General features: G+C 71.4%; 17 protein-coding genes. 4 read left to right on the top strand and 13 right to left on the bottom strand.

Features of this window, described 5'->3' with window-relative positions:
- Window positions 1-138: 138 nt before the first annotated feature.
- Genes ACWEVP_RS09260 through ACWEVP_RS09250 form a run of 3 tightly spaced genes read left to right on the top strand, consistent with a single transcriptional unit; the run spans window position 139 to window position 1,470 of the window.
- Complete coding sequence (locus tag ACWEVP_RS09260; RefSeq protein WP_452062099.1) at window positions 139-435, top strand: hypothetical protein; 297 nt, start codon at window positions 139-141, stop codon at window positions 433-435.
- A 4-nt stretch (window positions 436-439) separates the two neighbouring features.
- Window positions 440-994 carry a SigE family RNA polymerase sigma factor gene (locus ACWEVP_RS09255; protein ID WP_086675925.1) on the top strand — a complete coding sequence of 185 codons (555 nt, stop codon included), beginning with the start codon at window positions 440-442 and terminating at the stop codon, window positions 992-994.
- Between the two features lie 5 nt (window positions 995-999).
- Window positions 1,000-1,470: a hypothetical protein gene (locus ACWEVP_RS09250; protein ID WP_452062098.1), complete on the top strand. Its 471-nt coding sequence runs from the start codon at window positions 1,000-1,002 to the stop codon at window positions 1,468-1,470.
- 339 nt (window positions 1,471-1,809) lie between these two features.
- Here the strand turns inward: ACWEVP_RS09250 and ACWEVP_RS09245 are convergent, their stop codons facing one another.
- Entirely contained in the window at window positions 1,810-3,144 is a 1,335-nt protein-coding gene (locus tag ACWEVP_RS09245) for an MFS transporter (protein ID WP_452062097.1), read from the bottom strand.
- Window positions 3,145-3,381: 237 nt separating this feature from the next.
- Between ACWEVP_RS09245 and ACWEVP_RS09240 the strand changes: the two genes are divergently transcribed.
- Window positions 3,382-3,969: a PaaI family thioesterase gene (locus ACWEVP_RS09240; protein WP_452062096.1), complete on the top strand. Its 588-nt coding sequence runs from the start codon at window positions 3,382-3,384 to the stop codon at window positions 3,967-3,969.
- On the opposite strand, the gene ACWEVP_RS09235 is transcribed toward ACWEVP_RS09240, so the two are convergent.
- From ACWEVP_RS09235 to ACWEVP_RS09180, 12 genes are all read right to left on the bottom strand, one after another.
- Window positions 3,966-6,641: a tetratricopeptide repeat protein gene (locus ACWEVP_RS09235; RefSeq protein WP_452062095.1), complete on the bottom strand. Its 2,676-nt coding sequence runs from the start codon at window positions 6,639-6,641 to the stop codon at window positions 3,966-3,968. The genes ACWEVP_RS09240 and ACWEVP_RS09235 overlap by 4 nt on opposite strands.
- 53 nt (window positions 6,642-6,694) lie before the next feature.
- Window positions 6,695-7,663: a glutamate ABC transporter substrate-binding protein gene (locus tag ACWEVP_RS09230; RefSeq protein WP_452062094.1), complete on the bottom strand. Its 969-nt coding sequence runs from the start codon at window positions 7,661-7,663 to the stop codon at window positions 6,695-6,697.
- Window positions 7,660-9,075 carry a hypothetical protein gene (locus ACWEVP_RS09225; RefSeq protein WP_452062093.1) on the bottom strand — a complete coding sequence of 472 codons (1,416 nt, stop codon included), beginning with the start codon at window positions 9,073-9,075 and terminating at the stop codon, window positions 7,660-7,662. The genes ACWEVP_RS09230 and ACWEVP_RS09225 overlap by 4 nt, the downstream gene beginning before the upstream one ends.
- Before the next feature lie 97 nt (window positions 9,076-9,172).
- Window positions 9,173-10,300: a sensor histidine kinase gene (locus ACWEVP_RS09220; protein ID WP_452062092.1), complete on the bottom strand. Its 1,128-nt coding sequence runs from the start codon at window positions 10,298-10,300 to the stop codon at window positions 9,173-9,175.
- A 22-nt stretch (window positions 10,301-10,322) separates the two neighbouring features.
- Complete coding sequence (locus ACWEVP_RS09215; protein ID WP_452062091.1) at window positions 10,323-11,585, bottom strand: GAF domain-containing protein; 1,263 nt, start codon at window positions 11,583-11,585, stop codon at window positions 10,323-10,325.
- 78 nt (window positions 11,586-11,663) lie between these two features.
- The gene (locus ACWEVP_RS09210; protein WP_452062090.1) at window positions 11,664-12,668 is read right to left on the bottom strand and encodes an alpha-ketoacid dehydrogenase subunit beta; all 1,005 of its coding nucleotides are present in this window, start codon (window positions 12,666-12,668) and stop codon (window positions 11,664-11,666) included.
- 11 nt (window positions 12,669-12,679) lie between these two features.
- Window positions 12,680-13,591: a thiamine pyrophosphate-dependent dehydrogenase E1 component subunit alpha gene (locus ACWEVP_RS09205; protein WP_452062089.1), complete on the bottom strand. Its 912-nt coding sequence runs from the start codon at window positions 13,589-13,591 to the stop codon at window positions 12,680-12,682.
- Window positions 13,588-14,622 (bottom strand): ATP-NAD kinase family protein, encoded by a 1,035-nt coding sequence (locus ACWEVP_RS09200; protein ID WP_452062088.1) that lies wholly within the window; start codon window positions 14,620-14,622, stop codon window positions 13,588-13,590. The genes ACWEVP_RS09205 and ACWEVP_RS09200 overlap by 4 nt, the downstream gene beginning before the upstream one ends.
- Before the next feature lie 601 nt (window positions 14,623-15,223).
- Entirely contained in the window at window positions 15,224-15,448 is a 225-nt protein-coding gene (locus tag ACWEVP_RS09195; protein WP_452062087.1) for a heavy-metal-associated domain-containing protein, read from the bottom strand.
- Between the two features lie 64 nt (window positions 15,449-15,512).
- Window positions 15,513-15,716: a cold-shock protein gene (locus ACWEVP_RS09190; protein WP_004563013.1), complete on the bottom strand. Its 204-nt coding sequence runs from the start codon at window positions 15,714-15,716 to the stop codon at window positions 15,513-15,515.
- A 206-nt stretch (window positions 15,717-15,922) separates the two neighbouring features.
- Entirely contained in the window at window positions 15,923-16,096 is a 174-nt protein-coding gene (locus ACWEVP_RS09185) for a hypothetical protein (protein WP_452062086.1), read from the bottom strand.
- 214 nt (window positions 16,097-16,310) lie between these two features.
- Entirely contained in the window at window positions 16,311-17,969 is a 1,659-nt protein-coding gene (locus ACWEVP_RS09180; protein WP_452062472.1) for a thiamine pyrophosphate-binding protein, read from the bottom strand.
- Window positions 17,970-18,020: the final 51 nt, after the last annotated feature.

Below are 18,020 nucleotides of genomic sequence, written 5' to 3'. Positions count from 1 at the left end.
CCGGGAAGTCCATCGCGGGCTTCCCGGCCGTTCGCGTTCCACGGCCGGAAAATCCGATGCAACCCCGGTGATCACCCACCGCATGACTAGGGGCAGAGGCGCGGCGATCCCGGTCGCGCCGCGAGAAGAGGAGCTGTCTTGCGCATCCGCATCGCCCTGACCCTCGGCGCGCTCGTGCTCGCCGGTGGCGCCCTGACCGGTGGTATCGCCCTGGCCGACCAGGCCGCGCCGGCGCAGCCGTCCGCCACCACCGCGCCCCAGGCGCCGTCCGCGGTCCCGACCACCAGCCGGCGCCCCCTGCCGCCGACCGCCGCGCCCGCGCCGCGGGAGACGACCCGCGCCCCGCGTACGGGTCCGGCCCAGCGCGTTCCGCGTGCCGTGCCCGCCGGCCCGACCGGTGACCTGCACCTGCCGGCCATCGAGGTGGTCCGGTAGCCAGGTGATTTCTCGCTCCCGTCCGTCGACCGGGCCGGGCTCGCCGTGGGACGGCGAGTTCGCCCGGTACTTCGGCGAGCGCGCGCACAGCCTGCGGTCGACCGCCTTCCTGCTCTGCGGGGATTGGCACCAGGCGGAGGACCTCACGCAGGCCGCGCTGCTGAAGCTGTACCTCGCCTGGCCGAGGCTGTCGCGCCACGACGCCTTGGACGCCTACGCCCGCAAGGTCGTGCTGCGCACGTTCCTCGCCGAGCACCGGCGCAGCAGGTGGAAGCGGGAGCGGCTCACCGACACCCCGCCGGAGCTGCCGGCGGAACCGGCCGCCGGCGACCAGGACGAACTGGTCCGGCAGGCCCTGGCCGTACTGGCCCCCAAGCAGCGCGCCGTGCTGGTGCTGCGGTACTTCGAGGACCTGAGCGTCGAGGAGACGGCGAAGGCGCTCGGCTGCAGCACCGGCACGGTGAAGAGCCAGGCTTCCCGCGGCCTGGCGACGCTGCGCAACCGGCTCGGTCCGCACTACGGTGCGCTGACGTTCAGCGCGACCACGGAGGGGAGGTGACGAACATGGACCCCGAAGACGACGTCCGCGCGTTCCTGACCGGCGCGGCCGGTGGCGTGCGGCCGCCGATGCGCCTCGATGCCGCCGACGTGATCGAGCGCGGTGGCCGGGTCCGGCGACGACGCAAGCGCTTCGCCGTGGCGGGCACGTCGGCCGCCACGGCGGTCGTCCTGGCGGTGGCCGGTTTCCTGGCCGGTCACCGCGCCGGGCCGCCGGAACCGGTGGAGCCGGCCGGTCCCGGGCTGTCCACGATCGGCACCAGCGCCCCCTCGCTACCGCCGTCCCCGGAGGTCGCGCCGGCGACGTCGGTCCCGCCGGCGGCCGAGCCGAGCCGCGCGTCGTCGCGCTCGACGCGGGTTCCGCAGCCGCCGTCGGCGGCGGGCCGGACGACGCAGCGGGCTTCACCGCCCGCCACCAGCCGGCCTTCCTCGGGACCGACCGAGACGAACGCGCCGACGGCGAGCACGTCCCGCTGACGTTTTCGCAGCTCAGGGCCTGTGCCGCAGATCACCGCGGCGATGTGGGTTTCTGACGAAATACCCGCCCGGGTTGGGGCGATATGTCGTGTGGTGTTCCGATCGGACACCGCAGGAACTGCTCAGCCGGTCGCTTCGCGCCGGCCCGAGAACCCGAGGAGGAAGCACATGGTGCTCGCCGCACTGATCGTCGAAACCGGAATCGCTGTCGTGGCTGCGGGTGCGCTCGCCGCTTGGTCCCGCAAGCGCTTCACTCCTCGCAGCGAAGCGAACTGACCCACGGCGCACGTGTGCCCCGCCCGGTGATCCGGGCGGGGCACACGTCTGTCCGGCGGCCGTTCAGCGCTGAGCGGCCGCGGAGGCCAGCTTGCCGCCGCTGTCCTCGGTGTCGATCTGTTCCATCGGCACCTGCGACGTCTCCGGGATCTTGATGATCGGGATGATCGCGATCAGGGCCGCCGCCATCAGGTAGTACGCCGGCCAGTCCTCGTTGCCGGTGCTCTTGATCAGCGCCGTCACGATGACGCCGCACGTGCCGCCGAACAGCGACGTCGAGACGTTGTAGCCGATCGCGAAGGAGCCGTAGCGCACGCGCGTCGGGAACATCGCCGGGAACGTCGAGCCGATCACGGCCAGCATGAACACCAGCAGGATCGCCACGATCAGGAACCCGACGAACAGCCACAGGATGCTGCCGGACTGCATCAGCTTCAGGCACGGCCAGCTCAGCACGAGGAACCCGATGGCCGCGGTGAGCAGCAGCGGTTTCCGGCCGATCCTGTCCGACAGCGCGCCGAGCGGGATGATGATCGCCATCTGGATGACTTCGACCGCGATGATGATCAACGTCGAGGTGTTGTCGTTGATCTTCAACGTGTCGGTGAAGTACGTCGGCATCGTGGTCAGCAGCAGGTAGTCCGCGACGTTCAGCAGCAGCACGATGCCGATCAGGTTGAGGATCATCCGCCAGTTGCGGACGAAGATCTCCTTGAGCGGCGCCTTCTTCGGGGCCTCGCCAGCGGCTTCCATCCGGCGGAACTCGGGGGTGTCCTCGAGCTTGTTCCGCAGGTAGAGCCCGATCAGGCCGAGCGGCAGCGCGACGAAGAACGGGATCCGCCAGCCCCAGGCGTCGACCTGGTCGGCCGTCATGGACAGCGTCACCGACAGCACCACGAGGTTGCCGAGCACGTAGCCGCCCAGCGTGCCGAGCTCGAGGAAGCTGCCGAAGAAGCCACGGCGTTTCGTCGGGGAGTACTCGGCGATGAACGTCGCCGCTCCGCCGTACTCGCCACCGGTGGAGAAGCCCTGGATGATCCGCAGCAGCAGGATCGCGATCGGCGCCGCGATGCCCATGCTGTAGCCGCCGGCGTAGGTCGGCAGGACGCCGACGAGGAACGTGCAGCCGGACATCAGCAGGATCGTGATGGCGAGGACACGCTTGCGGCCGATCTTGTCGCCGAGCGGCCCGAAGAACGCCCCGCCGAACGGCCGCACGATGAACCCGACCGCGAGCAGCGCGAGCGACTTCAGGACGGCGTTGCCCTCGCCGGGGAAGAAGAGCGTCCCGATGCTGGTGGCGATCGCGCCCGAGGTGAAGACGCCGTAGTCGTACCACTCGGTGGCGTTGCCCATGGCGGACGCCCACACGGCTCGCTTGACGGTTCTCTCGTCCACTGACGGTTTGCCCGTCGTTGCTGCTGGTTCGCTCATGCCGGCGACGACCTCCTCCGTGCAGTGCCCATTGGGCCGTTCGAGCTCATCAGCCCAGTCTTAACCGGCTCTCCGGGCTCGGCAGCCTGAGCCGCGAATCTTCTACGGTGGGGAACTTTCCGGCTACTGAGAGGTATACGTTGCCTGATTACGCCGCGGGCCGCGCGCGGCGGGCCGCTACCGGCGAGTTAACGTCAGCGCATGAGTCGTGTTTCTCAACCCTGGCCGCCGGTGCCGGTGGAGCCGGCCGTGCCGCACCCGAAGGCGCCGGCACCGGGCACCGAGCTCGGCGTGCACTTCAGCGAGTGCTTCGGCTGCGGCGACGAGGCCGACGCGGGCCTGCACCTGCGGTCGGCGGTCGGCGAAGGCCAGGTGATCCACTCGCGGTTCACCGTGACCGCGGCGCACCAGGGCGCGCCCGGGCTGGCCCACGGCGGGTTGCTGGCCTGCGCGTTCGACGAGGCGCTCGGCTCGACGGTCGGCAACCTGATGCGCCGCCCGGCGGTGACGGGCAAGCTCGAGACGGACTTCCGGCGCCCGGTCCCGGTCGGCTCGACGTTGTTCATCGAGGCGCGGCTGGACGGCATCGCGGGCCGCAAGATCTACGTGAGCGCCGACGGCCACCTGGACGCCGAGGACGGCCCGATCGCGGTGAGCGCGCGGGCGCTGTTCATCGTGGTGGGGTTCGAGCACTTCAGCACGCACGGCGACCCGGAGGCGCTGGAGAAGCTGGCGGCGCAGCACGAGAAGAACCGGCAGCGGCAGCGCGACTGGGAGATCAACCCCTAGGTCAGGGTCCGCGGCCGGATGGCGTTGGCGCGGTCCACGAGCTTGACGCGCTCGTCGACCGTGCTCGCCAGCCGGGCCAGCGCGCGGTAGCAGCGTTCCAATCCGAACCGCAGCTCCCGTTCCTCCAGCCGGCAGCCCAGCACGCGCGCGCCCGGGGTCGGTTTGCCCTGCTTGAGCCAGTCGTGCGCGGCTTCGAGCACGCCGGCGGACAGCCGGGTCTGGCGCTCGAGGTCCAGCCGGAGCCGTTCGAGCCGGGATGACGCGTCGAGCAGGTCGTGCTCGGTCACCGGGGTCTCGCGGCCGTTGGCCTTGGTCGCCGTCGTCTTGATCTTGATGGCCGCGACCTGCGCGTCCACGTAGTGGGTCGAGGACGGCGGGACCGTCTCGAGCACCTCGACGGCGCTGTTGCGCGCGCCCTGCGCGAGGTACACGCGAGCCAGGCCGAACGCCGCGCTGACGTAGTTGCGGTCCGTGCGCCAGACGAGCTCGTAGAAGCGCGCCGCGGCGAAGTAGTCGCCGACGCCTTCGGCGCTGATGCCCAGCGCGAGCTTCGGGGCGATCTCGCCCGGCAGGTCGTCGTAGACGGATTCGAACGCGACCTGCGCGACCCGCGAGCGGCTGCCGGCCAGCTCGATCAGGCCGCGGTACCAGTCGATCCGCCAGTCGTGCGGGAAGCCGTTCTTGATCGCCAGGTACTGCGCCGCCTGCAGCTGCCGCTGCGCTTCGGACAGCTCGCCCAGCTCGATCCGGGCGCGCACGATCCGCAGCCGCACCTCGATCGACTCGCGCGGCGCGCCGGCCAGTGCCTCGATGGCGCCGCGCGGGTCGAGCGCGGTCGTCGTGGCGAGCACGCCCGCGGCCGGGTCGTCGGTGTCGACCTGCGGGATGGGCAGGCCGGCGACGACTTCGTCGGAGCCGGGCAGCGGCACGCTCTGGCCTTGTTCCGGCACCACGAGCTGCACGCCGAAGGTGCGGCTCTCGGGGCCGAACACCGTCGACGCGCCGGGCCGCGGCTTGCCGGTGCCGAGCGCCATGATTTCGCGCAGCACGCCGGTCAGCTGGTCGCCCATCTCCTCGGCGGAGAGGAACCGCCGGTCCGGGTCGGCGTGCGTCGCTCGGCGCAGGAACCGGTAGTAGGAGCCGAAGAGCGCGAACAGCGGGACCGCGTCCGGGCCGGGCAGGGTGGTCTTGAACTTGGTGGTGTAGCCGGTGAATTCGAAGCTGAGCACGGCGAGCGTGCGCCCGACGGTGAACAGGTCCGACGCCACCGAGGCGCCCTGCTTCGCCAGCTCCGGCGCGCTGTAGCCGGTGGTGAAGAACAGCGGGCTCTCGTAGTCGTCCATCCGCCGGACCGCGCCCAGGTCGATCAGCTTGAGCTGCTCGTTGGTCTGGATCACGTTGTCCGGCTTGAGGTCGCAGTAGAGCAGGTTCTGGCTGTGCAGGTAGCCGAGCGCGGGCAGGATCTCCAGCCCGTACGCGATGACCTGGCCGATCGGCAGCGGCTCCGGGCGGCGGCTTTCGCGGTGGTGGGCCAGCGCGAGCTGCCGCAGCGACTGACCGCCGACGTACTCCATGACGATGTAGCCGACCATCGTGCCGCTGTGCGCGTCCGGGTGCTGCACGAAGTTGTGGATCTTGACGATGTTGGGGTGCTCGACCTCGGCGAGGAACCGCTGTTCGTTGGCCGCGGCCGCCATCGCCGTCTGGTCACCGGTGTCGATCAGTCCTTTGAGGACGACCCAGCGGTCGGACACGTTGTGGTCCTGGGCCAGGTAGATCCAGCCGAGGCCGCCGTAGGCGAGCGCGCCGAGGACTTCGTACTGGCCGCCGACGAGCTCGTTCGGCTGCAGCTTCGGGACGAACGAGAACGGCGCGCCGCAGTTTTCGCACTTCCCTTCCGCGGCACCGGGTTTGCCGTCCTTGCCGCGGCCGACCTTCGCGCTGCAGTTGCCGCAGAACCGCTTTTCCTCCGACACCACGGGGTTCTTCAGCACCGCCGACGCCGGGTCGCGCGCGGGGACCGGCGGGACCTCGACCAGCCCGGCGCCGAGGCGGCCGCGGCGGGAGCGGGACGTCCGCGACGACGTCCGCCGCGAGGTGCCGGGGAACGAGCCGGAGCCCGAACCGCTGCCGGTGCCGGTGCCGGTGCCGGTCCCCGTTCCGGTGCCGGTGTGCCTGCCTTCGCTGCTGCGTTCGGGCAGCACGCTTTCGGTGCCCGGGTCGGGCAGCGGCGTGTCCGGACCGGTGTCCGGCCGCGGCGCCGGCGGCATGATGCTCTGGGTCTCCGGGGCGGGCGCGGCGAGCACGCTCGTCGGCTGCGGCGCGTTCGGGTCCGGGCGGACCGCCTGCGTCGGGGGCGCCACCGCCTGCGTGGCCTGGACCGGCGGCAGGACGGGGTTGATGCTGCCCGGGGGCCGGGTCGGGTCTTCGGCGCCCGGGATCGTCCCGCGGACGGCCGCGGGCTGGCCGCCCGGCGGGGTCGGCGGACGGCGGACGGGCGCGTGGATGACGGTCTCCTCGCCGCGAGAAGGCGCGCCGTCGTCGAGGCGGCCCGAGATCGACGGCTCGGGTGTCTCCCACCGCACCGGTGGCGGCGGCTGCCAGCTCGGCGTGGCCCGCTGCGGCTCCTCGTCCGGCGCGGCGTGCCGAGGACGGCGCGGCTCCTCCGACACTGCTTACCTCCCAGATCCCCGGCCTGCGGGGACCAATCCTAGTCGCGACGCGCTCACCGGTACTGCGGCGACGGCGGCGACGCCGACCCGAGCGACGGCTCGACCCACTTGCGGTAGCTGTCCTGCCAAACGCCGGTGCCGCGGATCTCGTCGAGGACCGCGTTGACGTAGCGGACCATGTCCTCGTTGTCCTTCGGGATGCCGATGCCGTAGTTCTCCTGCGTGAACTGCTCGCCGACGACCTTGAGCGTCGGGTCCTGCGCGGCCATCCCGGCGAGGATCGTGTCGTCGGTCGACACCGCGGCGACCTGGCCCTGCTGGAGCATCACCAGGCAGTCGGACCAGTTGTCCACCGAGACCGGCACCGGCTTGGCGGGGTCCGTCGCGATCTTCGCCAGCGACGTCGACTTCTTCGCCGCGCACACCCGCTTGCCGCTCAGGTCGGCCAGCTTCTCCACCTTCGACTCCTTCGCGACCAGGATCCGCTGCCCGGCCACGTAGTACACCGAAGAGAACTGCACCGACTCCCGGCGCTTGCAGGTGATGCTGTAGGTCCGGACGACGATGTCGACCTGGTGCTTCTGCAGGACGTCCTCGCGCTGCGACGACGGGATCGCACGGAACTGGACGTGGCCCTCGGAGGTGCCGAACAGCGCGCGGGCGACCGCGTTGACCATGTCGATGTCGAAGCCCTCGAGGTTGCCCGAGGTCGGGTTGCGGAACCCGAAGAGGTAGGTGGTCTGGTCGACGCCGGCGATCAGCTTGCCGCGTTCCTTGATCTTCGCCATGGTGGAGTCGCTGGCGATGGTGCCGTTCGCCGGCAGGCTGGCCAGCGGGTTGCAGCTGGTGTCGGTGGCGCCGCCCGCGGTCGAGTCGGGCCCGCCGACGTGCGCGGGCTGCGGCCAGCCCGCGTTGCTGACCGGGGCCGGGTCGACCGGTTTCCCGGGACTGCCGCACGACGCCGCGAGCAGCGCGACGACCGCCAGCACGCCCGCCCGGACCGTGTTCCCCCGCCTGCTCACCGGTACTCCCTCAGTCGCTCCCGGATTCCCATGGTGACACCCGCCGCGGCGACCACCGCGAGGACGGCGAGGCCGGGCGCCAGCAGCGTCAACGCGGCGTCGCCGTCGTGGGTGTCGTCGAGGAACTGCTGCCTGCCGACGTCGATCGCCGACTGGAGGCTGTCGTCGAGCCGCCGGAACGCCGGGGCCGAGCCGGTCTTGCGGTCCTCGAGCACGGCGGTGTCGACGGCTTCCTGGTACTGGCCGGAGTCGTCCTGGCTGCGGACCTGCTTGTGCGCGGCCAGCCAGTCCTGCGCGGCCTTGCTCGCGTCGGCGACCTTCTTGGCGCCTTCGCCGTCGGTGATCAGGCCGCGGGCTTCGCCCAGGAGGCCGCCTTGGCCGTCGGGGCCGACGAGCTGGGCGGCGTTGGCGCCGAAGTCCTTCTCGTAGGCCGCGCCGTCGCCGCGGGCGACCAGCGTCAGCGTCTCGTCGGCGCGGGCCTGCAGCGCGGCGATCCGCGCGCGGACGAGCACGTCGACGCGGTGCGAGCCGTCGTCCTGGCCGCTGCCGACGAGGCTGCCCTGCACGATCAGCGCGACCGAGCCCCACAGCAGCGACACGACGACGGCGGCCGTCGCGACGACCAGCCCGATGTTGAGCACCCGGTTGGTCCGCCGGGTCAGGTAGACCTGCGCGACGACGAGCGCGGCCAGCAGCGCGACCATCAGGATCGCGGCGAGCCACGGGAAGCCGGTGGAGGTGTCCTGTTCCTCGATCAGCCGCTCGGTGTCGACGCGGTAGAGGTCCTGGGCGCCGGGCAGGATCTTCGCGCGCATCAGCTCGGAGGCCTCGCGCAGGTAGGACGCGCCGACGGGGTAGCCGAGGCGGTTGTTCGCGCGGGCGGTCTCGACGAGCCCGGTGTAGACGGGCAGCGACTGGTTGAGGACGTCGACCGGGGAGGCCGCGGCGGCGACGTCGGAGGAGTCGGAGGCGGCCTTGGCGAGGGCGGCGCCGGCTTCGGCGATGTCGCGCTCGTAGCGGGAGCGCAGCTCGGGCGGCTCGGTGCCGATGGAGAGGAACGCGCTGGCCGCGGTCGCGTCGGCGTCCGAAAGCGATTTGTAGACCTGCTGCGCGGCGGCGGCCAGGGGTTCGCGGTGGTCGATGACGCCGCTGATCGTGTCGTCGCGGTCCTGCACCGACAGCGTCGCGACCGTGCCGGCGACCAGGGCGAGCAGCACCAGCGCGACGGCGATCACGGTGAGCCTGCCGGGGGTGGTCGCGGCGGACCGGACGATCGCGCGGACCGCCTGGCCGGGCAGGTCCAGCAGCCCGAGGAGGCCGCTGCGGCCCCCGCGATCACGGCCATCCGGCGGCGGCGGTGGGGGTCCCGGCGCGGGCGCCGTGGGACCCGGGGCCGTCGCAGTGCTGGTCATTCCCCGATTCCTCCCCGAAAGCCTTACCGCAAGAAGGTAGCCGAGTGGCCAGGCGCGCGGGCATGGGCACCACCCGCCGTCACCAGCACGTGATCTCTCAGCCCGTGATCTCCGCTACTACGCGCCAGTAACCGTCCTCGGCGCCCGATTCCAGCGTGCCACCGGCGAGGGCGAGCCGCTCGCGCATGCCGGCCAACCCGAAACCTTCACTCGTCCGAGTGAATTCGCTCAGCTCGTTGCGTACATCGAGCCGGACCTCTTCGGCGGCGTACTCCAGCCGCAGCTGGACCTCCTCGCCGGGCGCGTGCTTGCCCGCGTTCGTCAGCGCTTCCCGCGCCACGCCGACCAGCGCGACGACGGCGGCGGACGGCAGCGGCCTGGGTTCGCCCGCCGTCGTGAAACCGACCTCGACGCGGTGGTTGGCGGCGTGCTCGGCGGCCACCGCGGCGAGCGCCTCGGCCAGCGGCGGGACGTCCCGGCGCAATGCGGCGACGGCGTTGCGCGCTTCGGCGAGCCCGTCGGCGGCCAGGCGGCGCGAGCGCCGGACCGACCGCAGCGCACCGTCCACATCGGACCGTTCGGCGAGGAGGGCTTCGGCGAGTTCGAGCTGGACTCCCAGCGCTCCCAGTGAATGCGCGAGGACGTCGTGGATCTCGCGGGCGATGCGGGTGCGTTCGTCGAGCGCGGCGGCGCGCGCGTGTTCGGCCTGCGCGAGCCGGGTTTGTTCGAGCAGCGCCTCGGCCTGGCCGGCCTGGACTTCGTACTGGCGGCGGTTGAGGCCGACCAGGACGAGCAGCAGCATCACGGCGGCGTCGGCGAGCGCGGCGCCGAGGGAGTGCCCGGCGACGAGGTGCGCCGTCACCGCCAGCGCGACCTCCAGGAGGCCGGTCCCGACGATGGCGCCGACGCTGACCGTGGTGAGCGCCGCGAGCCGGCCGAGCGGGATGACGGCCATCAGGATCGCCGAGGAGTCCGCGGCCCGGCCGACAAGCGCCGCCGGCAGCGCGCCGGCCACGGCGAGCAGCACGGCCGCCGTCTTCGGCCGCCGGGACGCGAGCGCGACGAAGCCGAGCCAGCAGGCGCTCGAGACGCCGTACGCGGCCCAGATCCACGGGTTCGGCTCGCGCGCGGTGAGCAGGGTCCCCGCGACGAAGAGCGTGCCGAGGACCTGCACGACGAGCCAGCTCGGCGCGATGGTGTCCGGGAGCAGGGGGCGGTTCGGCACGGCCCCATCCTCCCGGGTGTGATCAGCCGCGGATGGCCGGGGCGAGCGAGTGCGGCAGCACGGCTTCGGGGCTCGGCGGCCGCCGGACCAGCACTTCGACGTCGTCGGCGAAGCGGTAGGGCTTCGCGCCGAGGATGCCGCCGAAGTGGCGGCGCAGCCGGGACATCTCGGCGCGGACGGTGACCGCGCGGCTGGCGTCGCCGAAGAGGTCCGAGGACAGCTCGGACGCCGAGCGGCCGTCGCGGTGGCTGGCCAGGACGTACAGCATTTCGGCGTGGCGGGGGCTGAGCCGGTGCGTCCAGGTGCCGGCCTCGCCGACGACGGTGAGTTCGGGGGCGCGCGGCGACCGGACGTCGAGGACGACCCGGGTCGGCGAGGCCGCGTCGGTCTCGGTGGGGCGGATCAGCCAGCCGCCGGGGACGGGCTCGACCGCGCAGTGGCCGTACGCCGGCAGCCACACCCCGCCGGGCGCGAGGTTGGCGGGCAGGGCGATCCGGTCGACCGGGGCGAGCCCGGCGGCCGCGGCGACCCAGCCGTGTTCGTCGGCGACGACGGCGCGGCCGCCGACCTTCGCGAGCACGGGGACGGCGAAGCCACGCAGGCGTTCCAGTTCGGTGAGGTGGGTGGTGCGCAGCTGGGACTCGGCGAGCCGCGTCACGGCGTCGACCAGCGCCAACGTCGTCGCGTGGACGGTCGAGGCGGGGCCGGAGAGGTCGACGACGCCGAGCAGCCGCCCGTCACGCGGGTCGTGCAGCGGCGCGGCGGCGCAGGTCCAGGAGTGGTGCGAGCGGACGTAGTGCTCGGCGGCGTACATCTGGACCGGGCGGCGCGCGACGAGGGTGGTGCCGATGGCGTTGGTGCCGACGGATTCTTCTTGCCAGTCGACGCCTTCGACGAAGCCGAGGCCGTCGGCGCGGCGGCGGATCGCGGCGCTGCCGTCGCGCCAGAGGACTTTGCCGCCCGCGTCGACGATCACCATGATGTGCGCGGCCTGCTCGGCGACGCTGGTCAGGCCGCCGCGCAGCGTCGGCAGCGCTTCGGCGAGCCCGCTGGCCCGACGGCTCGCTTCCAGCTGTTCGACGGTCAGGACGGGCGCGGCGGCGCGGCTGTCGGGGTCCATGCCGAGGCGGCGCATGCGCTGCCAGGAGGCGTCGACGACCGGCCGCGGCCTGCTGGGCAGTTCCTTGCCCGACAGAGCCGCTTCGTGCACCTGGGCGAGGACACGGGCGTGCCGCCGGGGGTCCGCCCCGGCCGGCAACGCTGCCTCGAGGTCTCGCTGACCCAAACCGTCGCTCCTTGCGCTCCGCCTCAGTCTGCCTTTTCGGTCCGCTGATCGGAAGGTGGCGACAATCTCGCCGGGGACTCAGCGCCGGTACTCCACGACCGCCTTCGCCGCGTTGACGACCTTCTGCGCGTCGGGGATGTAGAGGTCCTCGAGCGCGTCGGAGAACGGGACGGGCGTGTGCGGCGGCGTCACCATCTCGATCGGGGCCCGCAGCGAGCCGAACGCCTCCTTCGCGACGAGCGCGGAGACGTCCGTGGCGAGGTTGCAGCGCGGCGAGGCTTCGTCGACGACGACCAGGCGTCCGGTGTTCTCGACGCTGTCCAGGATCGTCTCGGTGTCGAGCGGGCTGGTGGTGCGGGGGTCGATGATCTCGGCTTCGATGCCGTTGCTCTGGAGCTCGTCGGCGGCCTCTTCGGCGATGGCGACCATGCGGCCGAACGCGACGATCGTGACGTCACCGCCGTCGCGGACGACGTTCGCCTCGCCGAACGGGATCGTGTAGCTGTCCTCGGGCACGTCGCCGCAGGTGTCGTAGAGGGCCTTGTGCTCGCAGAAGATCACCGGGTCGTCGTCGCGGATGGCCTGGATGAGCAGGCCTTTCGCCTCGTACGGGCTCGACGGCACGACGACCTTGAGGCCGGGGATGTGGGTGAAGATCGGGTACAGGCACTGGGAGTGCTGCGCGGCGGCGCGCAGGCCGGCGCCGTACATCGTGCGGATCACCACGGGGGTGCGCGCGTTGCCGCCGAACATGTACCGGAACTTGGCGGCGTGGTTGAAGATCTGGTCGAAGCAGACGCCCATGAAGTCGATGAACACGAGTTCGGCGACCGGCCGTAGCCCGCGCGTGGCGGCGCCGATCGCCGCGCCGACGAAGGCGGACTCGGAGCTGGGCGTGTCGAGGACGCGGCCGGGGAACTTGTGGAAGAGGCCCTTGGTGACGCCGGGGACGCCGCCCCAGGCGTCGTCTTCGCCGGGGCTGCCCGCGTTGTCCTCGCCCATGACGATGACCGACTCGTCGCGTGCCATCTCCTGGGCGAGCGCCTCGTTGACGGCCTCGCGGTAGCTGATCGTGCGTGCCATGGCCTGCTCTTTCAGTACGAGACGTAGACGTCGGTTTCGAGGTCGTCCTTCGTCGGTTTCGGTGCGGCTTTCGCGTCGGAGACGGCGTCTTCGATGAGCTTCGCGACCTCGGCGTCGATGTCGTCGAGGATGTTCGGGGCCAGCTCGCCGCTGTCGGTGACGCGGTCCCGGAACCGCTTGAGGCAGTCGAGGTCGCCTTCGAAGTGCCCGAAGTGGCGGGTGAACTTGACCTCGATGAGCGTCGGGCCTCCGCCGTCGCGGGCGCGTTCGATGGCTTCGCCGGCGGCTTCGTGGACGGCGAAGAAGTCGAATCCGTCGACGATCACGCCGGGCATCCCGATCCCGGCGGCGCGGTCGGCGATGTTGTCGGAGGCGACGGACCAGGTGCTGGCCGTGGCTTCGGCGTAGCCGTTGTTCTCGGCGATGAAGATCGCGGGCAGGTCCCAGACCGAGGCGAGGTTGAGGGCTTCCAGGGTCGTGCCCTGGTTGCCGGCGCCGTCGCCGAAGAAGGCGACGCCGACGCCGCCGGTGTGCTGTTGTTTGGCGGCGAGGGCGGTGCCGCAGATGAGGGGCGGGCCACCGCCGACGATGCCGTTCGCGCCGAGCATGCCCTTCGAGAGGTCGGCGATGTGCATCGAGCCGCCCTTGCCTTGACAGGATCCTGTCTTGCGGCCGTAGATTTCGGCCATCATGGCTTTGACGTCGACGCCCTTGGCGATGCAGTGGCCGTGGCCGCGGTGGGTGCCGGCGATGGCGTCGCGGTCGTCGAGGTGGGCGCAGACCCCCGCGGCCGAGGCCTCCTCACCGGCGTAGAGGTGCACGAACCCGGGGATTTCGCCGGTCGCGAACTCTTCGTGCACGCGTTCTTCGAAGGCCCGGATGGTGCGCATCACGCGGTACGCCTCCCGCAGGGTGTCCGTCATCTTCGGCGCTCCTTCCCCAGCTCGGTTTCCGTGCGCAACAGCCCTTTCCTGGCGGCCTCCGCCATCGCCGCCCGGACGTCCACGACCCACGGCCCGTCCGGTTTCAGCTCGACGAAGGCGCTCTCGCCGGTCTTGAGTTCGAGTTCGCGCTCGCCGTCGAGGGCGATGACACCTCCGGCCGCGGCGAGCTCGACGCGCACGCCGGGTTCGAGAACGCCCCACCCGCGGACGCCGACGGGCCGCACGAGCCCGGGCGCGATGGGGGCGTGCACGACGTAGGGCGTCTCCCCGACGGGCCCGAGCTGCAGCGCGACGCCGTCCGGGCTCGACCGCGGGCTCGGGCAGAGTTGCCCTGGAACGCTCGAGAGGCCGATGCCGTCGGGTTCGGCGAAGGTGCAGTAGAGCTCGGTGAGCGAGGAGGGATCCCACAGCGCCCGCGCCCCGATGTGCCGGCTGAGCGAGACGCAGACGTCGACGAGGGCGATCTCCCGCCGGGCTTTGGTGACGACTTCGAGCACGCTGACGCGGTGGGTGACGAGATCGGGATCGACCTGTCCGGAGGCGATGAGCCCGGCCGCCAACCCGGCGACGGTCGCCTCCCGCATCTGCGGGAACGCGTTGTTGGTCCCGGTGGAGAGGGCGAGGATCGGAACGTCCTCGCAGGCAGCGGCGGCAACACGGGCCGTGCCATCCCCACCGAGGACGACGATGACCCCGGCCCCGGCATCGACCATCCGCCGCACGGCGTTGGTCGTGTCGGCGGCGGTGCCGGTGAGGGGGTAGTCGTCGCAGAATTCGACGTCGGGCCAGGTCCCGCCGCGCCCGAGAGCTTTGAGAACGGCGGCGGAGACGCCCCCGAGATCGGTGGAGACGAGCACCCGGTCGAGCCGGGTGACGGCGAAGGCGGCCAGCAGCCGCTGGACCATGTTCGCCTTTTCCGCGGTGGGGAACACGGAAGCCTGCGCGACCAGCCGGCGGATGTCCCGCCCCGAAGCCGGATTCGCGACGATCCCCGCCACCGTTTCGCCCAACCTGACCTCCTGAGACCACACTGGAGGACAGGAGATACTGGGGGCAGGTGGTAGCGGAAGGGTTGCAGGGCGTTGCAGTGTGCAGGTTGAGGGCACTGCACCGACCGCGCGGCTTGGGTCATCGCCGCATCGATCTGCTGTTCGCCGCAGCTTCGGGTGCGGTCGTGCAACTCGCGGCCGCCGCAGCTCCGGGTCCGGTCGTGCAACTCGCGGCCGCCGCAGCTCCGGTGCCAGCCGCATTGCCTCTATGGCCGCCGCGTCATCTTCGCCGCGCCCACGCGTACCGCTGTCGCCGCAGCCAGCCGTTATGCCTTCCGCAACCAGCCGTTGTGCCCGCCAGTGCCAGCTGTTATGCCCGCCGCAGCCGGCCGCTCTGCCCGCCAGTGCCGGCCGCTGTGCCTGCTGCAGCAGCCCGCCCCTGCTCGCCGGAGCCACTTTTTCGGCGCCAGCCGCGCCACAACCCCGCGCGGACCTGGCCCACTAGCCGAAGCGGGGTCGCTGAGCGGAACGTCACACCGGCGTGTCGATCTCCAATGGACTGTCCAACCTGGAGAGCGGACCGCCGGAGAAGAACCAACTGATTCCGAGCCCCAACGGCGGGCTACGAGACGAGGCTCGCCGTGCCTTCGTAGGTGAAACCGGCCTCGTCGACCGCGCCACGCACGTCGTCCTCCGCCAGCGCCGTCTCGGCGCGGACGATCACCCGGCCGGTCGCGACGTCGACGTCCACTTCGGTCACTCCCGGCAGGCCGGTGAGTTCTTCGGTGACCGACTGGGCGCAGTGTCCGCAGCTCATCCCGGAGACGGTGTAACCGTGCTCGATCATGGTGCGCAGCATACGAAAAGGGCCGCCACCCCGAACGAGTGACGGCCCTTTCCCAAGATCAAAGTCAGATCACGGTGACCGACGTGGCCTGCGGGCCCTTCTGGCCCTGGCCGATCTCGAACTCGACGCGAGCGTTCTCCTCGAGGGTGCGGAAGCCGTTACCCTGGATCTCGCTGTAGTGAACGAAGACGTCGCCGCCACCGTTGTCGGGGGTGATGAAGCCGAACCCCTTCTCGGAGTTGAACCACTTCACAGTGCCCTGAGTCATCAAAAATCTCCAAATGCAACACCAAAACAGGAAGCCACTTCGGCGACCCGGGTCAACACCCGGACGGTTTGCTTCCTCGGCGAGGAGACACTACGCCCGCTGAGTTCTGCGAGCGTGACTCATCACGAACACAAAAATCGAGACCTTGAGCAGTAAAGCACACCTTGAGCAGGGCGGACAAGCTGTCTTCACCCGGGCGGGGTGAGCTATTCGCCACTCGCCGGACGCAGCCCTTCCGCGCCGAACGGCGACCGCCAGGCGGTGTCGTGCTCCGCCGCGACGACGGCGTCGTCGTGGGCCTCGGCACTGGCGCTGAACAGCACCGGCACGACGCCGGAGGACTTCCGCGCTGCTTCGGATGCGTGCTGGTGATCGGTCACGTCGAAACTCCCCTCGTTCCCTACCCGCTTCCCTGCGGGTGATGACCGCGATGGTGCCATGCGGCACCGACAGAAACCGGTTGTCTCCCGCCGGGACCCGGCCGGGAACGTTCAGCGGCGAACCACCACCGGAACACCGTCAGGTTACCCGAGCCATCGCTGTGCTACCACACAACTTTCCCGGCGTTTCCCGAAGCGAAACCGAGCAAAACCCTTACTGGGCGGGAGGTTGCGGACGGGCCTGCCCGAGCAGGGCCGAGAGCCGCACGTCCGGGGTCACGACGTCCGGGTCCGTGCGCACGTCGATGACGCACGGCCGCTGCCGCACCAGCGCGCTGGCGATGATCGGCTCGAGTTCTTCCCGGTCGTCCACCGTGTACCCGGCCGCGCCGAGTCCACGCGCCCACGACGCGAAGTCGGTCAGCGGGATGGACACCCCGGACAGCCGCCCGTGCATGCGGGCCTGGTGCATGGCGAGGGCGCCGTGCACGCCGTTCTGGAAGACGACGACCATCACCGGCGCCCGGTACCGGACGGCCGTTTCGATCTCCTGTCCCGTCATCAACGTACCGGCATCGCCGACCATGGCGACGACGGTCCGCCGCGGCTCGGCCAGCTTCGCCGCCACCGCGGCCGGCACGGCGTAGCCCATCGCGGCGTTGCTCGGCCCGAGCTGGCTGCGCGGCGCGGTGAAGCACCAGTACCGGTGCATGAACTGCGCGAAGTTGCCGGCGTCACTGGTGACGATGGTGTCCTCGGGCGCGAGCTTCCGCAGCGCGCGGACGACGTCGACGGGGTGCACCCGCGTGTTGCCGCTGGTGTCCGGAGGCGTCATGAAGGTGTGGACGGCGGCGTTGGCCGCCGACGCGCGTCGCGTCCGCGGCGACGCGACCTCCCGCAGCTCTCGCAGGAACGGTTCGACCTCGGAGTCAACCCGGAAGGTGAGGCCGCGCCGCTTCGGGCTGACATCGATGCCGGTGCCGACCATGACCAACGTCTGCTGCGGCGTCGGGTAGCGGTAAGCCTGGGTCGTGACCTCGTCGAGCTGCGTGCCGAGGGCGAGCACCAGGTCGGCGCGTTCCAAGGCGTCCAGCTGCCGCGCGGGGATGCCGAGCCCGAGGTGGCCGGCATATCGCGCGTGGTTCTCGGGGAAGGCGTCTTGCCGCCGGAAGGCGTTGTAGACGGGCAGCGCGAGCTCGTCGGCGACCGCGATCAGCTCGTCACGCGCGGACCGCGCCCGCCCGCCGACGATGACCACGGGGTACTTCGCCTCGTCCACCAGCTGCGCGACGGCGTCCGCCGAACGGCCCAGCGTGCCCGAAGCCGGCGGCCGGACCCGCGCCATCGGCTTCGCCGCGTCGTAGGGCATGCCCCAGACGTCGCAGGGCACGCCGAGCACGACCGGCCCCGGCCGCCCCTCCTGCGACGTCGTCAGCGCGTGCGCGAGCAGGCTCGGCAGGCTGTCCGGGTCGGTCACACGCAAAGTCGACTTGGCGATCGACTCGAACATGGCTGTTAAGTCCGAGGTAGGCAGCTCCCCCGACGACGACGGCACCGGCGCACTCGCCGGCGTCTCCAGCAGTACCACCATCGGCGTCTCGTCCTGGTACGCCGTTTGGACTCCGATCGCCAGGCTCGCCGCGCTCGGCCCCCGGCTGGCGAGCAGCACGGCAGGCCGTTCGGTGAGCTTGCCTTCGGCCTCGGCCATGAAGGCCGCGCCCGCGTCGTGGCGCGCCGAGACCACGGTGATCTCCCGCTCGCGCTGCAGGGCGTCGAGCAGCTCGAGGAAGGACTCACCGACCACCGCGTACACACGGCGGACACGCGCCTCGGTCAGGATCCGCACGGCCGTCTGGGCGACGGTCGCTCCCAGTTGGTATCTAATGAGGAGAGCTTAGGCGGGCACCGTTCAGTGCAGTCAAGT

Source organism: Amycolatopsis sp. NPDC003865 (assembly GCF_053605345.1).
The sequence above is the reverse complement of the archived record's forward strand: the minus strand, read 5'-3'. Positions and strand labels throughout refer to the sequence as shown.